At 68.1% G+C, this 21,742-nt stretch carries 24 protein-coding genes; 18 read left to right on the top strand and 6 right to left on the bottom strand.

The annotated features are described in order from the left end of the window. Positions 1–4: 4 nt before the first annotated feature. Positions 5–2,005 (bottom strand): SpoIIE family protein phosphatase, encoded by a 2,001-nt coding sequence (locus QSK34_RS22755; protein WP_285586356.1) that lies wholly within the window; start codon positions 2,003–2,005, stop codon positions 5–7. A 116-nt stretch (positions 2,006–2,121) separates the two neighbouring features. Between QSK34_RS22755 and QSK34_RS22750 the strand changes: the two genes are divergently transcribed. Next, a complete protein-coding gene (locus tag QSK34_RS22750) occupies positions 2,122–2,475 on the top strand; it encodes a hypothetical protein (RefSeq protein WP_285586354.1) in 354 nt (117 codons plus the stop codon). Between the two features lie 98 nt (positions 2,476–2,573). Then, positions 2,574–4,799 carry an Orn/Lys/Arg family decarboxylase gene (locus QSK34_RS22745; protein WP_285586352.1) on the top strand — a complete coding sequence of 742 codons (2,226 nt, stop codon included), beginning with the start codon at positions 2,574–2,576 and terminating at the stop codon, positions 4,797–4,799. Here the strand turns inward: QSK34_RS22745 and QSK34_RS22740 are convergent. Beyond that, positions 4,767–4,925: a hypothetical protein gene (locus tag QSK34_RS22740; RefSeq protein WP_285586350.1), complete on the bottom strand. Its 159-nt coding sequence runs from the start codon at positions 4,923–4,925 to the stop codon at positions 4,767–4,769. The genes QSK34_RS22745 and QSK34_RS22740 overlap by 33 nt on opposite strands. A gap of 253 nt (positions 4,926–5,178) precedes the next feature. On the opposite strand from QSK34_RS22740, the gene QSK34_RS22735 reads away from it, so the two are divergent. The 7 genes from QSK34_RS22735 to QSK34_RS22705 all read left to right on the top strand — a co-directional run bounded on the left by QSK34_RS22735 (position 5,179) and on the right by QSK34_RS22705 (position 10,781). Continuing rightward, positions 5,179–5,316: a hypothetical protein gene (locus QSK34_RS22735; RefSeq protein WP_285586348.1), complete on the top strand. Its 138-nt coding sequence runs from the start codon at positions 5,179–5,181 to the stop codon at positions 5,314–5,316. Between the two features lie 704 nt (positions 5,317–6,020). Further along, positions 6,021–6,245, top strand: coding sequence for a hypothetical protein (locus QSK34_RS22730; protein WP_137245852.1), 225 nt, complete (start codon positions 6,021–6,023; stop codon positions 6,243–6,245). Between the two features lie 9 nt (positions 6,246–6,254). Next, on the top strand, positions 6,255–6,803 hold the full coding sequence (locus tag QSK34_RS22725) for a DUF6879 family protein (protein ID WP_285586341.1): 549 nt from the start codon (positions 6,255–6,257) through the stop codon (positions 6,801–6,803). Further along, entirely contained in the window at positions 6,800–8,932 is a 2,133-nt protein-coding gene (locus tag QSK34_RS22720) for an ATP-binding protein (protein WP_285586338.1), read from the top strand. Before QSK34_RS22725 ends, QSK34_RS22720 begins: the two co-directional genes overlap by 4 nt. Further along, entirely contained in the window at positions 8,929–9,498 is a 570-nt protein-coding gene (locus tag QSK34_RS22715; protein ID WP_285586336.1) for a GNAT family N-acetyltransferase, read from the top strand. Before QSK34_RS22720 ends, QSK34_RS22715 begins: the two co-directional genes overlap by 4 nt. Before the next feature lie 16 nt (positions 9,499–9,514). Further along, positions 9,515–9,832 (top strand): hypothetical protein, encoded by a 318-nt coding sequence (locus QSK34_RS22710; RefSeq protein ID WP_285586334.1) that lies wholly within the window; start codon positions 9,515–9,517, stop codon positions 9,830–9,832. 118 nt (positions 9,833–9,950) lie between these two features. Beyond that, entirely contained in the window at positions 9,951–10,781 is an 831-nt protein-coding gene (locus tag QSK34_RS22705) for an undecaprenyl-diphosphate phosphatase (protein WP_030455265.1), read from the top strand. On the opposite strand, the gene QSK34_RS22700 is transcribed toward QSK34_RS22705, so the two are convergent. Beyond that, positions 10,782–10,955: a hypothetical protein gene (locus tag QSK34_RS22700; RefSeq protein ID WP_197038844.1), complete on the bottom strand. Its 174-nt coding sequence runs from the start codon at positions 10,953–10,955 to the stop codon at positions 10,782–10,784. Between the two features lie 65 nt (positions 10,956–11,020). Between QSK34_RS22700 and QSK34_RS22695 the strand changes: the two genes are divergently transcribed. Then, entirely contained in the window at positions 11,021–11,446 is a 426-nt protein-coding gene (locus QSK34_RS22695) for a MarR family winged helix-turn-helix transcriptional regulator (protein ID WP_161479538.1), read from the top strand. 13 nt (positions 11,447–11,459) lie between these two features. Then, positions 11,460–12,191 carry a precorrin-6A synthase (deacetylating) gene (gene cobF, locus QSK34_RS22690; protein ID WP_285586330.1) on the top strand — a complete coding sequence of 244 codons (732 nt, stop codon included), beginning with the start codon at positions 11,460–11,462 and terminating at the stop codon, positions 12,189–12,191. Here the strand turns inward: cobF and QSK34_RS22685 are convergent. Genes QSK34_RS22685 through QSK34_RS22675 form a run of 3 tightly spaced genes read right to left on the bottom strand, consistent with a single transcriptional unit; the run spans position 12,170 to position 13,753 of the window. Further along, positions 12,170–13,090, bottom strand: coding sequence for an NAD(+)/NADH kinase (locus tag QSK34_RS22685; protein ID WP_285586328.1), 921 nt, complete (start codon positions 13,088–13,090; stop codon positions 12,170–12,172). The two genes, cobF and QSK34_RS22685, sit on opposite strands and share 22 nt — an antisense overlap. A gap of 37 nt (positions 13,091–13,127) precedes the next feature. After that, a complete protein-coding gene (locus QSK34_RS22680; RefSeq protein ID WP_285586326.1) occupies positions 13,128–13,457 on the bottom strand; it encodes a type II toxin-antitoxin system PemK/MazF family toxin in 330 nt (109 codons plus the stop codon). Continuing rightward, complete coding sequence (locus tag QSK34_RS22675; RefSeq protein WP_285586324.1) at positions 13,457–13,753, bottom strand: hypothetical protein; 297 nt, start codon at positions 13,751–13,753, stop codon at positions 13,457–13,459. Before QSK34_RS22675 ends, QSK34_RS22680 begins: the two co-directional genes overlap by 1 nt. A gap of 112 nt (positions 13,754–13,865) precedes the next feature. On the opposite strand from QSK34_RS22675, the gene argG reads away from it, so the two are divergent. The 7 genes from argG (at position 13,866) to QSK34_RS22640 (ending at position 21,740) form a co-directional block, all read left to right on the top strand. Continuing rightward, the gene (argG, locus tag QSK34_RS22670) at positions 13,866–15,311 is read left to right on the top strand and encodes an argininosuccinate synthase (protein ID WP_285586322.1); all 1,446 of its coding nucleotides are present in this window, start codon (positions 13,866–13,868) and stop codon (positions 15,309–15,311) included. A 128-nt stretch (positions 15,312–15,439) separates the two neighbouring features. After that, positions 15,440–16,756 carry a serine hydrolase gene (locus tag QSK34_RS22665; protein ID WP_285586320.1) on the top strand — a complete coding sequence of 439 codons (1,317 nt, stop codon included), beginning with the start codon at positions 15,440–15,442 and terminating at the stop codon, positions 16,754–16,756. Between the two features lie 38 nt (positions 16,757–16,794). After that, positions 16,795–17,208 carry a hypothetical protein gene (locus QSK34_RS22660; protein ID WP_285586318.1) on the top strand — a complete coding sequence of 138 codons (414 nt, stop codon included), beginning with the start codon at positions 16,795–16,797 and terminating at the stop codon, positions 17,206–17,208. Positions 17,209–17,350: 142 nt separating this feature from the next. Next, entirely contained in the window at positions 17,351–17,869 is a 519-nt protein-coding gene (locus QSK34_RS22655; RefSeq protein ID WP_285586316.1) for an MFS transporter, read from the top strand. A 68-nt stretch (positions 17,870–17,937) separates the two neighbouring features. After that, positions 17,938–19,083, top strand: a complete 1,146-nt coding sequence (locus QSK34_RS22650; protein WP_285586314.1) for a cytochrome P450 — start codon at positions 17,938–17,940, stop codon at positions 19,081–19,083. Between the two features lie 27 nt (positions 19,084–19,110). Further along, entirely contained in the window at positions 19,111–19,707 is a 597-nt protein-coding gene (locus tag QSK34_RS22645) for a copper resistance CopC family protein (protein WP_285586312.1), read from the top strand. A 68-nt stretch (positions 19,708–19,775) separates the two neighbouring features. After that, positions 19,776–21,740 carry a bifunctional copper resistance protein CopD/cytochrome c oxidase assembly protein gene (locus tag QSK34_RS22640; protein WP_285586310.1) on the top strand — a complete coding sequence of 655 codons (1,965 nt, stop codon included), beginning with the start codon at positions 19,776–19,778 and terminating at the stop codon, positions 21,738–21,740. The last annotated feature ends 2 nt before the right edge of the window (positions 21,741–21,742 follow it).

Genomic DNA, 21,742 nt, shown 5'->3' with positions numbered 1-21,742 from the left:
CCGATCAGGCCAGGATGCGGGCCATGAGCAGGGCGATGTCGTCGTCGGAGGGCGCCTGACCCACGATGGAGCCGATGACGTCCCCGCACACGTGGTCGAGCGTCGCCGATCGCGACGCCGCGCGGGCGAGGGTGTCGGCGAGCCTGGCCATGCCCGCGTCGAGGTCGGCCTGCCGCGTCTCGATCAGGCCGTCGGTGTAGAGGGCCAGCAGGGTTCCCGGCGGGAGGTGCAGGTCGTACGACTGGAAGGCGCCCAGCCCCACGCCGATCGGCGTGCCGGGGGGCAGCGACGGGAAGATCACCGCGCCTGACGGGGTCATGATCGCGGGTGGCGGATGGCCCGCCGTGGCCATGGTGCAGCGGCCGGTCCGGGGGTCGTAGACGGCGTACAGGCAGGTGGCGCCCATGGCGTCGGGGGTGAGGGCGTCCTCCGTCATGAGCCGGTCGAGGTGGCTGAGCAGCTCGTCCGGTGGGAGGTCACAGACGGCCAGGGCACGCACGGCGGTGCGCATCCGGCCCATGGTGGCCGCGGCGTTGATGCCGTGCCCGGTGACGTCGCCGACGACCAGGGCGATGCGGCCGCCGGGGAGGTGGATGACGTCGTACCAGTCGCCGCCGACCCCCTCGTGCGCGTCGGAGGGCAGGTAGCGCGAGGCCACCTCGACGGCGCCGCCGCCGGACAGGTGGTGCGGCAGCAGGTCGCGCTGGAGCGCGAGCGCGGTCAGCCGCTCACGCGTGTACTGGCGCGCGTTGTCCAGGCTCAGCGCGGCCCGTGTGACCAGCTCCTCGGCCACCAGCAGGTCGTCCTTGCTGAACGGCGCCGGGTTGGAGGTGCGCACGAAGACCGCGACGCCCAAGACGTCGCCGCGTGCCTCCAGCGGAACGACGATCAGCGAGTGCATGCCGGTGGCACGGATGACCCGCGACCGGTCGGGGTCCAGATCCAGCCAGGTGCCGGGGGAGATGTCGAGCACGGGCTCGAAGTGCGACCGGCGCGACCGCAGGACCTCCATGAACGGGGACCTCGGCGGCACGAACACGGCATCGCCCCGCTCCCAGAGCGACTCGGGCGCCCCGGCCCGCACCGAAGCCACGCCCGCCCGCCGGAACGCCGGGATCGCGGCCTCCGTCGTGGCCAGCCGCCGCAGCGGCTCTGTGCCCGGCAGCATCGCCTCGGGCAGGTCGACGGTCACGTAGTCGGCCAGGACCGGAACGGCCAGCTCGGCCAGTTCCTGGGCGGTGCTCATGACGTCCAGGGTGCTGCCGAGCCGGACTCCGGCCTCACGCAGCAGGTCGAGGTGGTCCCGCGCCTTGCTGTTGCTGAAATCCAGGGCCACCGAGCAGACGCCCAGCGGCTTTCCGTCCACCCCCGCGAGCGGCAGCAGCGAGACCGACAACACCCGCTTCTCACCCGCGTAGGACCAGTGGGCCTCACGGTCGATCACGGGCCGCCCGTCGGCGAGCACCTCGCGCATCACCTCCTGCACCCCTTCGTTGTCGATCCCCGGAATGACCTCGGTCAGCGAACGCCCGATCCGGTAGTAGGGATAGCCGTCCCGGAGCCGCTCGGCCGCCTCGTTGAACCAGACGCAGCGCAGATCTTTGTCCCAGATCGCCATCGCGACGGGAAAGCTGCCGATGAGCGAATCCAGCAGCGCGCCGGTGTCGGTCGACAGGTCGAGGGCGACCGGGATCGCCGACAACAACCACGACTGCCCGGGGCCGTCGGTGTCGTCACCCAGAGTGATCGGCGCGGCGTCGGCCCGAACGATGACCACCTCACCGTCCCGCCGCCGCACCTCCATGATCCCTTTACCGGGCCGGTACGCACCGCCCCCTTCGCCCCCGGGCCGCAGCAGCGTGCCGATGGGCCGCCCGAAGACGTCGGCCGCGAGATACCCGGTGAGCTCCTCGGCGGCCCGGGTCCACCCGATCACCACCCCGGCGCAGTCGACGACGGCGACCGCCGGGGTCGCCGCTCTACGGACACTGTCAGCCGATTTCACGCCATCACCCCTCTTCCGGTGGGGCCGAGTTCGCTGCCAGGAACGTCAGAATAACTGCGCCTACCTGCGCATATGTAAAGTTTGACCAGGCTTTGGCGGCACCTGTACGGTCCCTCATGAGCTTCGATCTGGCGTTCTGGCACGCCTCCGAGGACACCGATGCCGCTCAGGCCGCGGAGATCTACAGAGGCCTCATCGAGGAGAAGAGCGGCCTGGTCCCCGACGCTCCGGCCGTGCGGACGTTCCATGAGCAGGTGATCTCCGTGTATCCGGATCTGACCTCGGAGTCGACCGATGAAGACGTCGAGAATTCCCCCTGGATGTCCGAGCTGTTCACGGGTCCCGGCTTTCTGATCGCGGCCGTTTCCTGGTCGAGAAGCGTGGAAGTCGCTTCCACTCTGATCTCCCTGGCCAAGCGCAACGGACTGATCTGCTACGACCCGCAGGCCAATCTGGTGATCAAGTCCTGAGCTGTCGACGGCGGTATGGCTCGAAAGGGATTGTCACTTGACCAGTCACTCTCTGTAATTGGATGGTCACGCCTGCCCCCTTGACCGTGGAGCGCTGCATGGAGCGAATGGTTCTGGTCGCCGTCACCGAGCACCCCGACGCCGACACCGCACTGGCCGAGCAACTCCGACGGGTTTGTGCCGCGATGAGTGAGCAGGGCCTGCAGGTGCGCTGGACCTACCGGCCGGGCGACGCCCTGGCCGTCATCGGGTCGGACGCCTCGCTCACGGCGGTGCTGGCGGCCTGGGACGCGCCCGGCGCAGAAGACCTCCTCCGTGCCGTGGCCGGGCGCTTCCGCGGGCTGCCCGTCTTCCTGATGACGCAGGACCAGGAGCTTCCCCTGTGGGTCTACGAGGTCATCCAGGGGTACGTCTTCCCGCTGGAGGACACCCCGCAGTTCATCGCGGGCCGCATCGCCCACGCCGCCGAGCAGTACGCCGACACGATCCTCCCGCCCTTCTTCCGCGCCCTGCGGCGGCTGCAGGACCACCACCGCTACTCCTGGCACACCCCCGCGCACGCCGGGGGCGTCGCGTTCCTGAAGTCGCCCGTGGGGCGGGCCTTCTTCGACTTCTACGGCGAGCGGCTGCTGCGCACCGACCTGTCGATCTCGGTGCCGGAGCTGGGCTCGCCCCTCGACCACACCGGCCCGATCGGCGAGGCCGAGCACAACGCCGCCCGCGTCTTCGGCGCCGAACGCACGTTCTTCGTCGTCAACGGCAACTCGACCGCCAACCGCATCGTCGGGCACCATGCCATCGCCCGCGACGACACCGTCCTGGTCGACCGCAACTGCCACAAGTCCGTGCAGCACGCCCTCGCGATCAGCGGCGCCCGGCCCGTCTACCTCGTGCCCGAGCGCAACGGACTCGGGCTGGCCGGGCCGATTCCTCCTATGGCGCTGGAGGAGGCCGCCGTCCGGGCGCGGGTGGCCGACCACCCGCTCGCCTCCGGTGAGCCGACGTACGCGGTCGTCACCAACTCCACCTACGACGGCGTCTGCTACGACGCGGTCAGGGTCGCCGAGCTGCTCGGGGCCAGTGTGCCCCGGGTGCACTTCGACGAGGCGTGGTTCGCCTACGGGCGGTTCAACCCGCTCTACGCGGGCCGTTACGGCATGGCGGTCGACGTCCACACCCTGCCGGGGCCCGACCGGCCCACGGTCTTCGCCACCCAGTCGACCCACAAGCTGCTGGCCGCGTTGTCGCAGGCCGCGATGGTGCACGTCCGGCCGGCTCCGCGAGCGCCGGTCGACTACGACGCGTTCAACGAGACCTTCCTCATGCACGCCACCACCTCGCCGCTCTATCCGATGATCGCCTCACTCGACGTCGCGGCGGCGATGATGGACGGGCCGTCGGGGACCTTCCTCACCCAGGAGGCGATCGTCGAGGCGGTCCGGTTCCGGCAGGCCATGACGCGGCTGGCCGCCCGCATCCGCGAAGACGGCCGGCGCCCCGAATGGTTCTTCGGCGTCTGGCAGCCGCCGGCGGTCGCCGACGCCGACCTCGCCGAGTTGTGCGCCGACCCCCGCTACTGGGTGCTGGAGCCGGGGGCCGCCTGGCACGGGTTCGACGGCATGGCCGACGGCTACGCCCTGCTCGACCCGATCAAGGTGACCATCACCTGCCCCGGCGCCGACGCCGCCGCGGGCACCCTCGACTGGGGCATCCCGGCTCGCGTCGTCGACGCCTACCTGCAGCGGCGCGGCATCGTGGTGGAGAAGACCGGCGACCACACGCTCCTGGTGCTGTTCTCCATGGGGATCACCAAGGGCAAGTGGGGCACCCTCATCGACGCCCTGACCGACTTCAAGCACGCCTACGACAACGACGTGCCCCTGGCCGAGGTGCTGCCCGGCTTCGGGCCGCCCTCGGTCACGCTGCGGAAGTACTGCGCCGACGTCCACGACATGCTGCGCGGGTCGGCGGTGGGCGACCTGCTCGACCAGGTCTTCACCGACCTGCCCGAACCGGTGACGACCCCGGCCGACTGCTACCAGGCCATGATCCGGCGGCGCACCGAACGGGTCCCGCTGGCCAAGCTCCCCGGCCGGGTCGCCGCGGCCACCGTCGTCGTCACCCCTCCCGGCATCCCCATGCTCATGCCGGGCGAGGCCGCCGGGGCGGCCGACGGGCCGCTGATGGCGTACCTGCGCGCGCTGGAGGAGTTCGACCGCGCCTTTCCCGAGCTCGCCACCGACATCCACGGCGCGCACCGCGACGCCGACGGGCGTTACCAGATCGAGGTTCTAGGAGTAGAGGGTCTCGACGTTGGCGTGTAGTCGCACGGCCAGCGGCGGTGCCGTGTACGCGTCGGTCACCACCTCGATACAACCATCGAAGGGCAGGCCCGTGGCGTCCAGGAACGACCGCAGTTCCTCGGCCAGCCCGGCCCGCACGGTGAGCAACCCGGCAAGATGCACGCCGTCTCGGCCTTGACGAGCATCCGGGTGACCGCCTCGACGACGGCGGCAGCGGTGCGGCCTGGCTGACCATAGGCATCGAGGCTAGGTCGGCGGGGAAGGCGACGTAGACGGGCCGGCGATGGTACAGCGCGGCGCCGTTCTACCGCTCGACCTCGGCGGCGGCGTTCTGCGGGGTCAGGATCCCGCTGGCGCAGACGACCGGCTCGGACATCCGGCGGAACAGGTTGAACCCCCGTTGCCGAGCGTGTGGTGGACCAGCGAACGACGCGCCTGTACGGGCGTGTTCGGCATGTTCACCAATAGGAACACCGGCAGCTCCTCGGCGTACGCCGCCGCGATGCCGTTGATCGCGCTCAGCTCGCCGACGCCGTAGGTGGTGCAGATAGGGCCATCGGACCCCTTTATCATCTGCCAACAGAGGGAAGCCTGCCCCTGCAAACTTGACGAATCACCATGAAACGGGCACGTCCATCTGTTGGATTCTTCGATTGAGCACGTAGCAGGCAAGCGATATGAGTTCGACGATGACGTCGCCGTGGTAGGCCACGAGGTCCCGGGCGATCGCTTCGCTACGATGCCGAGCCAGGCTACGGGTTCGACCGCCTAACCACGCCTGTGACGGATGGCATCAGTGTGTACGTTGCCTGGCCACGTTGTGCGCTGGAGCGTGTGCTCAGATGTCCAGCCGCCACTGCTGCCGGAGAAGGGACGGCCGGTGCCGCCTGACGCCGCGTCTGCCAGACCGTGCATTTGATCTCAGCCTTCTTTTGGAGAGTGTCCTGACCGGAATCTTTGTCAGGAGCTCGAGCTGGGGCTACAGCATCCGCCGTGCGCTGGGGTCAGTATTTTCGGTCGCAGATCGACTCAAATGGCATTTGGTTAATCTCCTTCACCGCAGGTGCGTCGACTAGTTGCTGTACGTATCGGACTTGGGGGTATCGGGCTTGCTTGGCCGGTGTGGCACGTAAATGGATGCACCCGTGTATTTCCTGCTATGGCTTCTCGATCCACTGGGTTGACCGGAACGGATTGCCGGGATAACTTGTGGGCAATTTTGGCGATCTCATGGGAGGCCCCGTGCGGCTCGAGATGCTCTATAAAGACCAGAATTCTGGCGGTAACGGCTGTCCTGCCATCTACTTGGCCGATAACGGCCAGATTGTGGTGCAAGGGCCGGCGGTCGACGAGGACACGTCGTCCAACCTCGTCAACGTCCTACCAGGTGAGATTGCCTTGCAGATCGCTCCCGAAGTTCTGCTGGGAGCGGTCGAGAGACTCCGCGAGAAGGGGGAGGCCCGCTAAGTGGGACGGATGTTTCGGTCCCTCGACGATGCGGAGTTCAACCGCTTCTTCACCGATTTCCGCTTCACCGCCTACCGGCTGGAGTCGTTGCAGCGCTATGACGTCTCATACGAGAAGGCGGAGTTCGATCTCTTCCTGGGCGGCCAGCAGCGCGGTGAGTTCCCGGGCATCGCTCGGTGGATAGAGGAGACAGTCAGACCGGCACGGGCTGCCGGGAAGCTTCTACACCGCGTCCACGTGGTAGAGGAGCCCTTGTCGGACTATGTCCGTTTCGAATGCGCTTGGTCCTATACACATACCGTGCAGGCCGGTGAAGACGTCCGGCTCCTTCCGGTCTCGTCCGGCGAGTGGCCGACGGGGATGCCGCATTATGACTACTGGCTCTTCGACTCGTCCACTCTGATAACGATGCACTACCAAGATGGTGGTGCCTTTGAGGCGGCCGAGATCGTGGATGACCCCGAGCGGATCGTCCAGGCCAATTTCTGGCGCGACATGGCGGTGGGCTGGTCCATCCCGTTCCCCGTGTTCGCTGAAAAATATGACAGTGTATTTTGATCTCTGGCGATTCGGCGCAAATGCAGAGCTTCAGTAACGATTTCGCCGGCGATGCCGAATCTGTTGTGCAGATCGGTGCGATGCACGGCCACATCAATCTGCCGTCCCCCAACCGGAGCCTGCCGCTGCCTCGGCAGTTGCCTCTGCCGGTTGCTGGGTTCGTCAACAGAGTTGAGATCGTCGCCGCCTTGGATCGCCTCCTCGCCACTGAGAGTGGCACAGGTGGGGTCTCCGCCATTGCGGGCCCTCCCGGCGTCGGAAAGACCGCATTGGTCATGCACTGGGCGCATCGGGTCCGCGACCGCTTTCCGGACGGAGATCTTTATGTCGACCTGGGCGGTTACGGGCCAAGCGCTCCGCTGAGTGCCGATCAGGCGCTCGACAGTTTCCTACGAGCGTTGGATATTCCAAAGGAGGGCATCCCCGCGACGCTCGCGGAGCGTGCCTCGTTGTTCCGTTCATTGGTAACCGGTCGGCGGATGCTCGTTGTCCTCGACAATGCCGCGGACACTGCAACGGTGCGCCCGCTACTTCCGGCGTCGCGCGGCTGCTTTGCCTTGATCACAAGCAGAAGTAGCCTGGCTGGGCTGGTAACACGGGAAGGAGCCGCGCGTGTGACCCTGGACGTGCTGAGTCCATCGGACGCCGTCGAGTTACTCGTGCAGGTGATTGGCGACGCCCGGGTCGCGGCAGAACCCGACGCGGCCCTTCGGGTCGCCGAGCTCTGCGGCCATCTACCCCTGGCATTGAGAGTGGTGGCCGAACGGGCGGTGGACAGGCCGAGGCTCGCGCTTGCCGACCTCGTCGCTGAGCTCGAAGAGGAACAGCATAGGCTTGATTCGCTCGCGTCCGGCGAAGATGAGCTCAGCGACGTGCGTGCCGCCTTCTCGTGGTCGTATCGTGCGCTCTCTGCGGAAATGCAGCACGCTTTTCGACTGCTAGGTCTCCATCCAGGACGTGAATTCGGCGTCGAGGCGGCTATGGCGCTGCTCGACTATGTCGAACCACGTGTCACTCAGCGGCTATTGGAAACTCTCTGCGCGACGCATCTCTTGCACGAGGTGTCCCGTGGCCGTTACCGCCTGCATGACCTGCTTCGGACATACGCGAAGGAGCGTCTTCGCGAAGAGGTCAGTGCGAAAGGCCAGACGCTTGCCGTACGCCGGGTTCTGAGCTGGTATCTCCTTACCACCGATTCCGGTCGGAAGGCGATCCTTCCTCACTCGCATGAGGTGCCTCTCGTTCCGGCCGGACAGCTCCAGATACCGGCGTTCAACGACGCGGAGAAGGCCATGGTCTGGTTCGAGGTGGAGCACCTCAACATCCTGGCCGCTTTGGATCAGGCTCTGGACACTGGTCAGTACGACATCGCGTGGAAACTGCCGGTCGTCGCTGACGGTTTTTTCGAACTCCACTCGTATTGGACGGAGTGGGAGGCCATCCACCGAGCCGGAGCCGAGGCTGCACGCATCCTCGGTGATCGACTGGGCGAAGCCTCGAACGTTTTCGCTTTGGGTGACGCCGACTGGCGCGGCGGAAGACCGGAAAGTGGGATGGCGAACTACGAGAGTGTCATCGCCTATGGTCAAGAGGCTGGCGACGCCTGGCTCACCGGTTTCTCCTTTCGTGGTCTCGGGCTTATTCACGAGCAGTTGGGTAACCGCGAAGAGGCCTACACCTGTTTTCGGTCGGCGCTGGAGGTTTTCCGTTCTGGGGGACTGCGGCGAGGAGAGGGCATGGCACTGCTCAGTCTCGGGGAACACGCCGCCCTGCTGGGCGACTTCCAGAAGGCGGCGTCACTGGGAGCCGAAGCAGTGGAGGTCTTCGTTGAGGCGCACGACGAATGGAGCGCGGCCTGGGGGACTCGCCCACTCGCAAGGGCGCTGATGGAGCTCGGACGGAGCGCTGAGGCTCAAGTACTGCTCGAACGGGCGGGAGCGACGTTCGAGCGCTTCAAGGATCGGCGGAGCCTTGCGATGACATTGGCGATGATGGGTGACATACACCAAGGTGAGGGCGACTCCTCCGCCGCACGACATCGTTGGTGCGAGGCGGCGGAACTCTATGAGGCCTTCGGCGAAGACTCCCTCGGCGGAGAATTACGGGCGAAAGCCGCTGAAGCCGAATGAGCGAGTTCATTGTGGAGCTGGGGCATGGGGCGTCATGCCAAAACTGGTTCACTTTCATCTGCGCCATTCATGACGACGTCTTTCTTCGAGAACCCTTCGCATGGACACCGCAGACATCGCAGGAGAATGCGGAGGAACTCCACCGGCTGGCCGGAGACCCGAGTTTCGGCGTGGCGATCGCATGGCACAGTGGTGAAGCGGTCGGATACGCCTACGGTCATCGTCTGCCTCCCGACCACGGATGGTGGAGGGCTATCCCAGAGTCGCTCCCGGCCGAGTTCACCGACGAGTGGGATAGCCGCACCTTCGCCCTTGTCAGTCTCGCCGTTCTTCCGAACTGGCGAGGTCACGGTATCGGCGGAAGACTCATCGACAGTCTGCTCGGCTCTCGGTCGGAGGAGCGGGCTGTCCTGTCCGTACAGCCGACGGCTTTGAGTACACAGAGCATCTACCGGCATCTCGGCTGGCGCTTGATCGGCAGAAACGGCCCCTTCACCGGGATCACTCCGCCTCGCTGGGACGTCTACGTATTGGAGAACCTGCCCCGCCCGAGTCCCGCCCCCTGATCATCGGAGTTTCATCATGGACCCCATCACGCTCGCCATCGCGGGTGCCATCGCTACCGGTGTCGCCACCGGAGCTGGAGAGTCGGCGGGAACAGCGCTGTCGACGATGGTCGGCCGCATCCGCGACCGCTTCCGGGGTCGGCCGGAGGCACTCGAATCACAAGAGACCACTGCGGCCGCGCTGGAAACGGAGTTCTCACGCGATCCGGCGTTCCGTCAGGAGTGTCACGCCTTGTGGAACCAGGCGCAGAGTGGCGGTGTGGCCAATTCCTTCACGGGTCAAGCCAACAAAGTGATCCAGGCCCGGGACATTCACGGAAACATCACCTTCTAAGCAGTCCAGCGTGCCAGCCCCGTACGACTCCACGCCTCGACCGTCAGGTCGACGTGGGCGGGGCTCCAGATCCGCTAGCCTGGCCGCTCCACCACTTGAATAGAGGAAAGGTGCGGTCGTGATCGGCTGGTTCGAAGCGGTCATTCTCGGGCTGATCCAAGGGCTCACCGAGTTCCTGCCGATCTCTTCCAGCGCCCACATCCGCGTGGTGTCGGCCTTCGCCGGCTGGCCCGACCCGGGAGCGGCGTTCACGGCGGTGATCCAGCTCGGCACCGAGGCCGCCGTGCTGATCTACTTCCGGAAAGAGCTCTGGGAGATCATCTCCACCTGGACGCGCTCGTTGTTCAACAAGGAGCTGCGCGACAACTGGGCCGCCCGCATGGGGTGGTACATCATCGCCGGCACCCTGCCCATCGCGGTCCTCGGCCTGGTGCTGAAAGACCAGATCGAGACGGTCTTCCGCGACCTGCGCATCGTGGGCGTCACCCTGATCGTCTTCGCGCTCATCCTCTGGTGGGCCGACCACACCGCGCGCAACACGCTGTCGCTGCAGACCCACCTCAACTTCAAGCACGCCCTCGGCTACGGCTTCGCCCAGTCGCTGGCGCTGATCCCCGGCGTGTCCCGCTCGGGCGGCACGGTGACCGCGGGTCTGCTGCTCGGCTACCGGCGTGAAGACGCGGCCAAGTACTCGTTCCTGCTGGCCATCCCGGCCGTGCTGGCGTCGGGCGGGCTGGAGCTGTTCGAGATCGGCGAGGGTCAGGCGCCCGCGTGGGGGCCGACGATCCTGGCCACGGTGATCTCGTTCTTCGTGGGCTACGCGGCGGTGGCGTGGTTCCTGCGCTACATCAGCACCCACCGGTTCACCCCGTTCGTGATCTACCGGATCGTCCTCGGGGTGTTCGTCATCCTGTCGGTCGGCATGGGATGGATCCCGGCGCAGGGCTGATCAGGTCTCCATCGCCATCACGATGACGAGCCCGACCAGGTGGATCAGCACCACGAACACCATGAAGGCGACGAACAGCCACTTCGCCGGGCCGTGTTCGAAGGTCTTGTCGTCCTTGAGCGGCGGGCGCTTCGCCTGCCGCTCGGCGATCCGCTCTTCCAGGGGCTTTCGCATCAGGGCCATCCTCGGTTCGGTAGTGCACTAACATTTAGTGTACTAACTATTAGGAGGCGACGAAAATGGATCCGCTGTCTCTGGAGAACCAGGTCTGCTTCGCCCTCGCCGTCGCCTCCCGGTCGGTGATCGCGCTCTACCGGCCGGTGCTGGAGCCGATGGGCCTCACCCACCCGCAATACCTGGTCATGCTGGCGTTGTGGGAGCGGGCGCCGCTGTCGGTCAAAGACCTCGCCGGCCTGCTGCAACTGGAGCCGGCCACACTGTCGCCGCTGCTCAAGAGGCTGGAGGCGGCCGGCCTCGTCGAGCGGCGGCGCGGCACCGCCGACGAGCGCTCCCTCGCGGTGACCCTCACCGACGACGGCCGCGCGCTCCGCGCCCAGGCCGAGAAGATCCCCGCCACGATCGTCGAACGGCTCGGCATGGACGTCGCCGAACTGCAGGACCTGCACAAGGCGCTGACCCGGGTGATCGCCGCCGCGACCCGGTGACACACTCGTCTGTGTGAAACGCCTCCTCCTCATCGGGATCGGCGCCGGAGATCCGGACCATCTCACCCTCCAGGCCGTCAAGGCCATCGCGGCCACCGACGTCTTCTTCATCGTCGACAAGGGTGCGGAGAAGCGCGACCTGACCGATCTGCGCCACCAGATGATCAAGGCGCACGCGCGCGACCCCCACCGGATCGTCACCGCCGCCGACCCCGAACGCGACCGCACCGCCGCCGCCTACGCCGAGGCGGTCGAAGACTGGCGCGAACGCCGAGGTGTCCTCTACCACCGCATGATCGACGACGCCCTCGGCGAGGGCCAGACCGGGGCGTTCCTGATCTGGGGAGATCCGGGCGTGTACGACAGCACGCTCGCCGCCCTCGAAGGCCTCCCGGCCGATATCGACGTGGAGGTCATCCCCGGCATCAGCGCCGTCGCCGCCCTGACCGCCCGCCACCGCATCGGCCTGACGCGGGTCGCCCGCCCCGTCCACCTGACCACCGGCCGCCGCCTCGCCGACGAGGGCCCGAGCGCCGACGACATGGTCGTCATGCTCGACGCCCGCCTCGCCTTCGAGGGCCTCGACGACTTCGACATCTACTGGGGCGCCTACCTCGGCACCCCCGACGAGATCCTGGTCGCGGGCCCGGTCGCCGAAGTCGCCCCCAGGATCAGGGAAGTGCGCGCCGAGGCCCGGGAACGCAAGGGCTGGATCATGGACACCTACCTGCTGCGCAGACGCTGAGCCCGTTCCCTCAGTTCCTCCGGCACGAGTTCGAGCAGCTGGTCGGGCCGCAGCGGCAGGTCGAGCAGGCTCAGCTTGACCCGCGTCCGCTGGGCGTGCGCCGCGGCGTCGAACCGCACCAGGTTCACCGCGTCCGCGCGCAGCCGCACCCCCATCCCGTCGGCCGGGCCGAGATCCCGGGTGTGCACGCCGTCGAGCAGCACCCGGGCCGGCTCGGCCGACCGGTTGGTCAGCCGCATCTCGTCGTCGGACCCGAAGACGACCGTCCGGTCGATGCCCGTCATCGGCGCGACCGGCGTCAGCGCCAGCGCCGGCACCGAGGGAGACAACACCGGCCCGCCCGCCGCGTAGTTGTAGGCGGTCGACCCGGTCGGCGTGCACGCCACGACGGCGTCGCACCGGTAGTAGCCGTGCTGGATCCCGTGGACCGAGAGGTCGACGTTGACCGTCGCCCACTGACGCGCCCCCGTCACGACCGCGTCGTTGAACGCCACCACGCCGTCGACCATCAGGCAACTGTGCGGCTCCAGCATGAACTCGCCCCTGGTCAGCCGATCGAGCGCGGCCGGAAGCTCGGCGGGCGAGACCTCGACGAGGAAGCCGAGGTTGCCGTGGTTGACCCCGAGCACCGGCGTTCCGCGCCCCACCACCAGCCGCATCGCCCCCAGCATCGTCCCGTCGCCCCCGAGGCTGACGACCGCGGTGGCCCGCTCGGCGAACTCGACGGCGGAGACGGGCCGCACATCGCCCCCGAGCCGGGCGGCGTCGGCCTTCAGCGCGATCAGCGTCGCCCCCCGGGCCGACGCGAACTCCCTGATCAGCGCGACGGAACCGGCGACGGGATTACGCGGATGCGCCACGAGGCCGATGACGTGCGGCCGCCCGGAGTCGAGTCCCATGAGGACTGCCTACCCAGGCACACTCGAATTCGCATGATCAGAGGGCCAGCGCGTGTCTCAGGCCTTGGCCGACGCGCAACATCGAGTGGAGGCTCAGCCCGCCCAGATCTCGCTGAAGATCCTCCTCGAAGAGGATCACGATGTCGTCGCAGAGCACACGGCCGGCCAACGGATCTTCCGGAGTCAGTTCCACGATGCTCGGAAGCGGCGGTTTGGCCGACGTGGTGACCCGGACGGCCAGATAACTGGGGAGCGCCCTGTTCCGGGCGTTGTTGCTGACGATGACGTAGGGCTTCTCGCCGTAGTCTTCGCCCAGGTCGGCCATGTAGACCCGGCCCCGCAAGGGGTATGCGGCGTTGGTGGTCATCAGTCGCGGGAGACCTCGGCGGTCCGTCGGCGGGCGGCGCGGCGGTGAGCGTGGTCTTCTTCGGTCTGGGCGGCGGCGAGGGCGGCGTATCCGGTCACCATCACCTCGTTCAGAACCGCTTTCCTGGCCACGTCGACGAGGGTGTGCAGGGCCGTCGCGGTGGACGTGTCGGGGCCGAGAGTGGCGCCCGCCAACTGCTGGACGGCCAGGTTCTCCGGACTCCCGGGAGTGCGGATGGCCTCCAGGAACTGCCGGTCGAGCTCTGACAGGGGTACGGGTGCCCGTTGGGATGCCACATCTCATGTTGCATCTTTTGTCGCACGATCTGCAACTTGATCAGCGACACATGTCGCCCGCTGGTCGACGGCTTGATTGCATGGTCATGCATGGGTGTGTATAGTTCTGCTTGTGTCCAAGGTGCTGAATTCCCTCCCTGTCGGTGAACGAGTCGGGATCGCCTTCTCCGGTGGCCTCGACACCTCCGTCGCGGTCGCGTGGATGCGCGAGCGAGGGGCCATCCCGTGCACGTACACGGCGGAACTCGGGCAGTACGACGAGCCCGACATCGCCTCGGTGCCCGGGCGGGCCCAGGAATACGGCGCGGAGATCGCGCGGCTGGTCGACTGCCGGGCGACCCTGGTCGAAGAGGGGCTCGCGGCGCTGGCCTGCGGGGCCTTCCACATCCGGTCCGGCGGCCGCACCTATTTCAACACCACGCCGCTCGGGCGGGCGGTGACCGGCACTCTTCTCGTACGGGCGATGCTCGACGACGGCGTCCAGATCTGGGGCGACGGGTCGACCTACAAGGGCAACGACATCGAGCGGTTCTACCGCTACGGCCTGCTGGCCAACCCGTCGCTGCGCATCTACAAGCCGTGGCTCGACGCCGACTTCGTCCACGAGCTCGGCGGGCGCAAGGAGATGTCCGAGTGGCTGCTCGCGCGTGACCTGCCCTACCGCCACAGCAGCGAGAAGGCCTACTCGACCGACGCCAACATCTGGGGCGCCACCCACGAGGCCAAGTCGCTGGAGCACCTCGACACCGGCATCGAGATCGTCGAGCCCATCATGGGCGTGCGGTTCTGGGACCCGCAGGTCGAGATCGTGCCCGAAGACGTGACCATCGGCTTCGAGCAGGGCCGGCCGGTCACGATCAACGGCAAGGAGTTCGCCTCGCCGGTCGACCTGGTGCTGGAGGCCAACGCCATCGGCGGCCGCCACGGCATGGGCATGTCCGACCAGATCGAGAACCGCGTCATCGAGGCCAAGTCCCGGGGCATCTACGAGGCCCCCGGCATGGCGCTGCTGCACGCCGCCTACGAGCGCCTCGTCAACGCGATCCACAACGAGGACACGCTGGTCAGCTACCACAACGAGGGCCGCCGTCTCGGCCGGCTCATGTACGAGGGCCGCTGGCTCGACCCCCAGGCGCTCATGCTCCGCGAGGCGCTCCAGCGCTGGGTCGGCACGGCCGTCACGGGCCAGGTCACGCTGCGGCTGCGCCGGGGTGAGGACTACTCGATCCTCGACACCACCGGCCCGTCGTTCAGCTACCACCCCGACAAACTGTCCATGGAGCGCACCGAGGACTCCGCGTTCGGCCCGCTCGACCGCATCGGCCAGCTCACCATGCGCAACCTCGACATCGCCGACTCCCGTGCCAAGCTGGAGCAGTACGCCGGTCTCGGCATGGTCGGCAGCGCCCACGGCGACCTGATCGCCCTGCAGGCCGCGCCGACCGAGCTGATCGGCGCGATGCCCGAGGGCGGCGCCGAGGCCATCGCCTCGCGCGGCGAGGTCTCCGAAGACGACGCGCTGCTCGACGCGGTGGCGATGGAGTCGGGCACCGACTAGTCACCGATCGTCCGAATCCCTGGTCAGCGGTCTCGCCGGCCAGGGATTCGTCATGTGCGGGATACGGGTGACCTCCGCCGTCGCGGGTATCCGAGAACGGCACCGGCTCATCGACTGGGGGAGACGCCGTGAGGCTCGCACGACTCATGCTTCCACTCACGCTGCTGCTCAGCGCGTGCGCGACGGCCGAGCAGGCCGCACCTGCCCCGAGTCCGATCACGTCGGGGGCGTACACCGGGGTGCCCGTGCCGGAGACTCCCGTGGGCGAGAAGTTGTCGTGGTATCTGGGCGCGCTGTCGTCGCTGCCCATCCCGGGCGACCAGATCGAGGAGAACTTCGCGCCGTCGTTCCTCGAACAGGTGCCCGCCGAGCAGATCAACGAGGTCAGCGCCCAGCTCAAGGGCCTGCGGCTGGTCGAGATCCAGCGGGCCACCGAGACCGACCTCGTCGCGCTGGTCGAGTCGGGCGGCAACCAGGCGAAACTGAGCATGGCCGTCGACCCGTCGGGGAAGATCGCCGGCCTGCTCGTCTCCCCGGCCGACGCGCCCACCCCGGCGACCTGGGGCGACATCGACGAACGCCTCGCGACCGTGGCCCCGTCGGGCTTCCTCGCCGCGGGTCAGGACTGCAAACCCGTCCACGGCGTCGAACCGAACCGGGCCCGTCCACTGGGTTCGATGTTCAAGTTGTACGTCCTGGGCGCCGTCGCCCAGGAGATCAAAGCCGGCCGCCTGTCCTGGACCGACCAGCTGACCGTCACCGACGCGAAGAAGAGCCTGCCGAGCGGCGAACTGCAGAACCGTCCCGACGGAACGAAGGTCCCGGTCAAGGAGGCCGCCAAGCTGATGATCTCCATCAGCGACAACACCGCCACCGACCTGCTGATCGACCGCGTCGGCAAACCGGCCGTGGAAGCCGTGATCCGCGCGTGGTCGTCCAACGCCGACAAGAACATCCCCCTGCTGACCACCCGCGAACTGTTCGTCTTGAAGGGCGCCGACTACCCCGAGTACGCCGAGGGCTTCCTCGCGGCCCCCGACCGCCGCGCCTACCTGGAAGACGTCGTGGACAAGGTCCCCAACAGCGACGTCACCGCCTGGACGACCCCTCGCCAGGTCACCACGATCGAGTGGTTCGGCAGCCCTGCCGACATGTGCCGCGCCCTGGTCAACCTGTACGGCTTCGGCGGTCCCGAACTCAACGAGATCATGGGCGCCAACGACGCGGGGCTCGGGCTCGACCAGAAGACCTGGCCCACGGTGTGGTTCAAGGGCGGCTCCGAGCCCGGCGTGCTGACGCTCGGCTTCCTCGCCCGGTCCGACCAGAACAAGATCGGGGTCGTGGTGGTCCAGGCCGCCGACGAGAAGAAGGCCCTCCCCGAGGTCGCCGCGGCGACCCAGGTCCTGGCGATCGTCCGGGGAGCGTTCGGCCTGCTCCACAGGTGAGCCCGGGTTTTGTCGGTGCCGGTCGATAACGTGTTCGCATGAGCTACGGCATCAGCTTCCTGCGTCGCGAGCCCGGCCAGACCTGGCACGACGCCTACGAGGCGCTGGAGGAGAAGGCCCCTGAGACGGTCGACTACGCGGTCTGGTCGACCGTCGCCGTCGCGGTGCGCGACGTGCTCGGCGTGGTGTCGGAAGACCTGCTGAACTGCGAGGTCACCCAGTTGTCCAGCGGCCTCATGGTGACCTGCTACCTGGGCCGGTGGAGCGTCACCCTGCCGTGCCCGCCCACCGATGAGATCACGACGCCGCTGCGCGAGGTCGCCGAGATCGTCGAGCGCGCGACCGGGCTGACCGCCTACGACCCCCGGCTCGGCGCCACCCTGTCGGAGCCCGCCGACTTCGCCCGCTCGATCGCGGCCTTCGACGCGGTGGCGGTCCAGCCGGGCGCGTGAGGGTGCAGGGCCCGGTGGTCAGCGATCCCCGCGCAGATCGGCCCCGGCGGGATCGCGGCACCTCTCCGAGCCTGGTGTCCTCAGGTTGTTTGATCAGCCGGGGCAGCCGAACAGGTGGTGCACGTGCGATGATTGCGGGGCTATGTCTGCGGCGCTGCCCTTTCGTCTCGCCCGTGCCACGGTGTTCGCCGTGGTCTGTTCGGGGCTTGCCGCCGTCGCCCACACCTTCGCCGGCGGGTCGGTCACCGCTCCCGGGTTGTCCGCCGCGTTCGCCCTCGCTCTGGTCGCCGCCTTCCCGCTGACCGCGCACGAACGCACGGCCGGCGAGATCATGCCGCTGCTGGGCGCCATGCAGGTGCTGCTGCACCTGCTCTTCTCCGTCCTCCACGTCTCCTCGCCCGAGCGGCTCGCCGGGCACCTGCACCTGCCCAGCCTGAGCATGATCGTCCTGCACGTCTGGGCGGTCGTTGTCACCGGCTGGTGGCTGGGCCGGGGTGAAGAACTGTTCTGGACGCTGCTGCGCCGGCTCGCCGGCCGGATTGTCCCGATCATGTCGCCGCCGCGACCTCTTTCGGTGACAGGCGTCCCCGTGCTGGTCGAGCCGGTTGTCGTGCAGGGCACCTCTCGTCATCCTGTCGAAGGGCGCGGCCCGCCTCGTTGAGGCCGAACGCTCCTTCCACCCATGACGATGAGGAACCATCTGTAATGTCCGATTCCGAGTTTCCGCTTGTGCAATTCCTGCGCGACCGGATGGATCCCATAGCCGAGCTGTCCCAGATCCGTGCCGAACGCGCCGTCCATCCGCTGACCATTCCGGGCGGCTCGACGGTCTGGCTGGTGACCCGGTACGAAGACGTGCGGGCCGTGCTCGGTGACACCGCGCGGTTCAGCAACGACTTCGGCAACATCACCGGCATGGGGTCGAATCAGGACGACCCCGGCGGCCTGGGCTTCCGCGACCCGCCCGAGCACACGCGGCTGCGCCGCATGCTCACGCCGGAGTTCACCATGCACCGGCTGCGGCGGCTCGAACCCCGCATCACCGCCATCGTCAACGAGCAGCTCGACCTGGTGGAGAAGGAAGGCAACCCGGCCGACCTGGTGTCGTCGTTCGCGCTGCCCATCCCGTCGCTCGTGGTCTGCGAACTGCTCGGCGTCCCCTACGAGGACCGCGCCGACTTCCTGCGCTTCTCGACCGACCGGTTCGACTTCTCCGCCGGGCCGGAGGCCTCGCTCCAGGCCATCAACGACTCGATGGCCTACCTGACCGAGCTGGTCGCGCGCGAACGCCGCTCGCCCGGCGAAGGTCTGCTCGGAGCGCTGCTGCGGGAGCACGGCGACGACGTCACCGACCGTGAGCTGGCCAGTCTCGCCGACGGCCTGCTGACCGGCGGCCACGACACGACCACCAGCATGCTCGCCCTCGGCACCCTCTGGTTGCTGGAGAACCCCGAGTTCCTCGCTCTCGTACGCGACACCGACGACCACATCGACAAGGTCGTCGAAGAGCTGTTGCGTTACATGACCGTCGTCCAGGTCGCGTTCCCGAGGTTCGCCCGGGAAGATCTCGAACTCGCGGGGCAGCCGATCGCGAAGGGCGAGATGGTGCTCTGCTCGCTGTCGGCGGCCAACCGCGACGCGATCCTCGGCGAGGACATGGACACCGCCGACCCGAACCGCCGGGAGCTCAAGTCTCACCTGGCCTTCGGTCACGGCGTCCACCGATGCATCGGCGCCCCGTTGGCGCGGATGGAAATGCGTGTCGCCTACCCCGCCCTGCTGCGGCGGTTCCCCGGCCTGAGACTCGCAGGCGAACCCGCGTACCGCCAGGTCGCGATCGTCTACGGCCTCGACTCGTTGCCGGTCGAATGGTGACCTGACTCCACCGGACGGAGTTTTCTCATGCTTTTCCGCAGAACGGCGGCCCTCATCCTGCTGGCGACCGCCACGCTCTGGCCCGCTTCGGCGGCGCAGGCGCACGACGTGCTGAAATCCAGCAACCCCAAGGAGAACGCCAAGGTCGAGAGCCTGACCGAGGTGGTGCTGGAGTTCAGCAACGCGGTGCGGTTCCCGAAGGTGGTCGTCAACGGCCCCGACGACAAGAACTACGCGTCGGGCGAGGCCGAGCGCGACGGCCACAAGGTGATCCAGGCCGTGTCGGGGCCGCTGCCGGCCGGGAAATACGTCATCGCCTACCGGATCGTCTCCTCCGACGGGCACCCGCGAACGGGTGAGGTGCCGTTCACGGTGACCGCCCCGGACACGCCGACGCCCGAACCGTCCGAGACGGCCGCCGCCGCCTCGCCTTCCGCGTCGCCGGAACCGACCCCCGTCGCGGCCTCCACGCCGCCGCCGGTGGACGCCGCCCCGCAGAGCAGCGCGGAAGACGCCGACTCCGGGGGCGGCGGCGGGTTCCTGATCCTGGCGATCGGCGTGGGCGTGGTCGCGGTGGCGGCCGTGGTCATGGCGACCCGCCGGAAACCGGGCAAGGGCGACTGACCCGCCTCGATCGTTCCCTCCCATCACTCGGTAGTGCTCTCACCGGCTTTACCCCCGGAAGGCTGGATATGAGGTTCCCCCCACGTGCCCAGGTGGCCGTCACCGTCGTCGCGGCGGTCACGGTCCTGTTCGCGGTCCTCTGGTACGGCGGCGGGCGTCCCGCCGCGCTCGTCGAAGGGCTGCCCTCACCCGGCCTCCTGACCGAATGGGGGCTCCCGTTCGTCAGGCTGCTGCACGACGTCTGCGGCGTCGCGACGGTCGGCCTGCTGCTGACGTCGGTCGCCTTCACCCGCGACGAGGCCATCCGCACCGCGGCCCGACGGCAGGTCGTGTGGTGGGCCTCCGGCTGGGCGCTGACCGCGCTCGCCACGATCGCGCTGACGCTGTCGGACTTCCTGGGCCTGCCGGTCCACGAGGCCCTGGGCGCCGGGGTGCTCCAGACGTTCGTCCTCTACATCCCGCAGGGCCAGGCGTTCCTGCTCGTGGCCATGATCGCGCTGGTGATCGCGGTCTGCGCGATGCTCCGCGGCGCCGAACCAGTGCTCCTGGGCGCGGCCGTCTTCGCCGCCCTGCCACCCGCGTATGTCGGACATTCGGCCTCGGCCGCCGACCACAACCTCGCGGTGTCGAGCCTGATGCTGCACATCGCCGCCGCCGCGATCTGGGTCGGCGGCCTGTACGGCGTGCTGACCATGGTCCGGCGCGACCGCGACATGGTGTGGGGAGTCCGCCGGTTCAGCGCGGTGGCGCTGTGCGCCTACGCGGCGGTGGGCGCGTCGGGGCTGATCAACGCCTGGGTCCGGCTGGGCGGGCTGACGACGCTGTTCGAGTCCCGGTACGGACTGCTGGTGCTCGCCAAGATCGCGGCTCTGGCGCTGCTGGGCTGGTTCGGCTGGCGACACCGGAAGGTGACGATCGCCCGCTTGGAGGCGGGCACGGCCGAAGGGCGATCGTCACGAGATGAGTCGGTGGAAGGACAGGCTGCGGGGGAGCAGGAAGGGTCGCTCGCTGCGGGGTCGGCTCAGCGGGAAGCCGTAGCGGGGCAGGCGGGCGACGGTGCCGAGGCGTCGGAACTGTCGGTCGCGGCTGTGGAGGCCCGTCGGCCGTTCCTGCGGTTGGCGGCTGTTGAGGTGGCGATCATGACCGCGACCATGGCGCTCGCCGTCGGGTTGTCACGGACCGCGCCGCCGGCCACCACCGACGTTCCCAACGTCAACGCGGCTCTCGGCTACGTGCTTCCGCCCATCTCGTTCGACCGGTTGCTCTCCGAGTCCCGGCTCGATCCGATCATTTTGCTCGGCATCGCCGGACTGGTGATCGCCTACCTGGCCGGCGTGCACCGCCAGGTCTGGCCGGTCGGGCGGACCGTCGCGTGGTTCGCGGGCATCCTGGTCCTGCTCTACGCCTCGACCGGTGGTCTGGCCGCCTACGGTTCGGCGGTCTTCTCGGTCGTATCGGTCGAATACGCCCTCCTCGGAACGCTGGCCCCGGCCCTGCTGGCCTATGGTGCGCCTCTCGGGCTCGCCGGAAGGCGGGAGGTGCTACCGAGGTTCCTCGCCAACCCGGCCGTCGCGCTGGCGCTCTATGTCGCGTCGCCGGTCTTCCTCTACGTCCTCGGGTTCTTCGAGCTCGCGCAGTCGAGCCACGCGCTGCACCTGGCCATGGTCGTCGTCCAGGTCACGGCGGGGCTGGTGTTCTTCGTCGTGGTCGCGGGTGTGGATCCGCTGCCGAGGGCCGTGCACACGTACACGAGAATCCAGCTCGTCGGGATCGCCATCGCGGTGCAGCTCGCGGTCGGGGTGCTGCTGCTGCTCGGGCCGCTGCAGGCCCAGGACTGGTATGCCCTGGTCGCCGTCGACTGGGTGCCTGACCGGGCCGGTGACCAGCGGTTGGGTGCGCTGCTCGGGGCGGGGATCACGCTGGCGGTGTTGCTGGCGGTGCTGGTGAGTCTGCTGGTGCAGGTCGTCGCGGCCCGCCGCCGAGTTTCGATTCTCAACGTGCAGAAGATGGACGATCGTCGGCAGAAGAAGTAACG

This window comes from Herbidospora sp. NBRC 101105, from assembly GCF_030269205.1.
Lineage (GTDB): Bacteria > Actinomycetota > Actinomycetes > Streptosporangiales > Streptosporangiaceae > Herbidospora > Herbidospora solisilvae.
The sequence above is the reverse complement of the archived record's forward strand: the minus strand, read 5'-3'. Positions and strand labels throughout refer to the sequence as shown.